Below are 1,770 nucleotides of genomic sequence, written 5' to 3'. Positions count from 1 at the left end.
GTTCCAGGACGACCGGGGTGAGCGTCGTCGCGCACTGGGCCATCACCGCCCGGCCGGTGGCCGGGGCGCCGACGAACGAGAGCTTGTCCACACCGGCCGAGCACAGCGCGGCGCCGGTGGCGGCAAGGCCGGTGACCATGGAGAGCACCGGCCGTCCGCCGACCACGTCGGTGAATGCCTCCACCATGAACCGCCCGACCGCGGGCGTGTGCTCGCTGGGTTTGTACACGACACAGTTGCCGGCGGCGAGTGCCGACACGACGGCGCCGCCCGGGGTGTAGACGGGCCAGTTCCAGGTCCCGATGACGCCTACCACCCCGTAGGGCTGGTAGGTCACGGACGCGGCCTGGTTCGCGGTGATCAGACCGCGTCGCACCCGGTGCGTACCCAGGACCCGCCCGGCGTTGGTGGCGGCCCAGCCGAGAACGTCGAGGTGGGCACCGATCTCCAGGGCAGCCTCATGGATGGTCTTGCCGTTCTCCCGGTGGACGAGGTCGGCGAGCTCGTCGAGGGCGTCGTACAGTGCCTTCTTCCAGGCCAGCAGGCGCGTCCGGCGGCCGTTGACGCCGAGTTCGGACCACCATCTGGTGGCGCTGCGCGCGCGTTCGACCGCGGCGCGCACCTCCTGGGCGCCGTGCACCGGGAACGTCGCGATCGTCGTACCGGTCGCCGGGTTGACCGAGTCGAAGGTCATCGGCGCCACCGCTGTGGCCGGCCCGGGTGTGGCCGGCCCGGGTGTGGCCGGCCCGGGTGTGGCCGGCCCGGGTGTGGCCGGCCCGGGTGTGGCCGGCCCGGGTGTGGCCGGCCCGGACTCAGTCGTCATCGTGCATGCCGGGTGGCAGCGACCCGGTCGTCTTCACCCACCAACGGGCCGCCACCCGTTCCGCGGTGAGGCGTCCGATGCCGATCGCCACCCCGGACGCGACCGCCCAGCTGATCGCGTCGGCCCAGGTTGTGTCGGGATGCGCCGGGCTGGTCGGTGGGTCGGCTTTGCGGATCTTTTTGTACGCCACGGTGACGGCCTTGCTCGCAGCGGCTCCGGCTGCCGCTCCGGCCGCGCCTCCCACGATCTTCCAGCCGATTTTCGATACCGGTTGTGGCACTGTCGCACCCCCATCATCTCGGGTTTCCGGGCCGCTGGCGGGCTGATAACCCGACCGTCAACCCGGCCGTTCTACCGGCCGGTGGCCGTCACAGGCGTTGCATGGCATCAGCGCGGGACCGGCGCGCCGATCGCCGTCAGTAGCGTGCCGGGATGCCTGCTGGACAGCACCCACACACCGTTGGCGGTGGTGACTCGAACACCGGTGCGTATCCACGGTCTGGTCAGGGCATACACGCCCGGGACGAGTACGGTGCGGACATCGGTGCAGGCGACGGCGTCGCGGATGTCAGCTCGGTCGACCATCTCGCCGGCCGCGCGCATCGCCTCGTCGGTTATGGCCAGTCGGGGACGTCCGAGCTGCCACAGCGCCGCCTCCATCGTGGTGAACATGGCCCCGTAGACCACGGCCCGCGTCCAGGTGGCGTCTGTGTAGACGGTGAAGTAGCTGCCGAAGACTCCCGCGCAGAGGGCGGCCCAGAGGTGCCAGAGCCGAGGTACCGCCAGCCGTTCCTCGTAGCGCATGCGGGTCAGTATCCACCGTGCCCGCGGTTGTTCGCGTTCATCGGCTGTTGATCATTCGCCGCATCCACCCGGCATCCGGCATCCGGAATCCGGCACCCCCCGAACAACTTCCGGCGGTGACCACTTAGAGCGTGTCTGAGAAC

3 protein-coding genes are annotated in these 1,770 nt (G+C 70.5%); all 3 read right to left on the bottom strand.

Annotated elements, in window-relative coordinates; genetic code table 11:
- Positions 1–694: aldehyde dehydrogenase family protein (locus tag U9977_RS02190; protein ID WP_416210449.1), on the bottom strand; the 694-nt coding region annotated here is incomplete at its 3' end.
- Positions 695–812: 118 nt separating this feature from the next.
- Positions 813–1,103, bottom strand: a complete 291-nt coding sequence (locus tag U9977_RS02185) for a DUF4235 domain-containing protein (protein WP_322747454.1) — start codon at positions 1,101–1,103, stop codon at positions 813–815.
- Between the two features lie 107 nt (positions 1,104–1,210).
- A complete protein-coding gene (locus U9977_RS02180) occupies positions 1,211–1,627 on the bottom strand; it encodes a DUF3093 family protein (RefSeq protein WP_322747453.1) in 417 nt (138 codons plus the stop codon).
- Between the last annotated feature and the right edge of the window lie 143 nt (positions 1,628–1,770).

This window comes from Protofrankia sp. Cas8, from assembly GCF_963555845.1.
Taxonomy (GTDB): Bacteria; Actinomycetota; Actinomycetes; order Frankiales; family Frankiaceae; genus Protofrankia.
The sequence above is the reverse complement of the archived record's forward strand: the minus strand, read 5'-3'. Positions and strand labels throughout refer to the sequence as shown.